This is a genomic window from Streptomyces sp. SAJ15, from assembly GCF_007595705.1.
In the GTDB taxonomy this organism is placed as follows: domain Bacteria; phylum Actinomycetota; class Actinomycetes; order Streptomycetales; family Streptomycetaceae; genus Streptomyces.
In genome coordinates this window covers 1-256 of record NZ_NISY01000057.1, presented here as the reverse complement: position 1 = coordinate 256, position 256 = coordinate 1, and the positions used below count along the sequence as shown (strand labels likewise).

The following is a 256-nucleotide window of genomic DNA, read 5'->3' as shown; positions in this document are numbered from 1 at the left end:
CAGGTCGCAGCCGCCCGCGAAGACCGACAGCCGGCGCAGCACGGTGCGCTCGCGCTCGTCCAGCAGCTCCCAGGACCAGTCCACGACCGCGCGCAGCGTCTGCTGGCGCGGCAGCACCGTACGACTGCCGCTGGTCAGCAGCCGGAACCGGTCGTCCAGTCGGTCCGCGATCTGTCGCGGGGTCAAGAGCCGTAGTCGGGCAGCCGCCAACTCGATCGCCAGCGGCAGCCCGTCCAACCGCCGACAGATCTCGGCG

Annotated in this window: 1 protein-coding gene; it reads right to left on the bottom strand. The window is 72.3% G+C overall.

Annotation, left to right across the window (positions count from 1 at the left end; translation table 11 throughout):
* On the bottom strand, window positions 1-256 hold a 256-nt coding region (locus CD790_RS34305), incomplete at both ends, for a hypothetical protein (protein WP_144387288.1).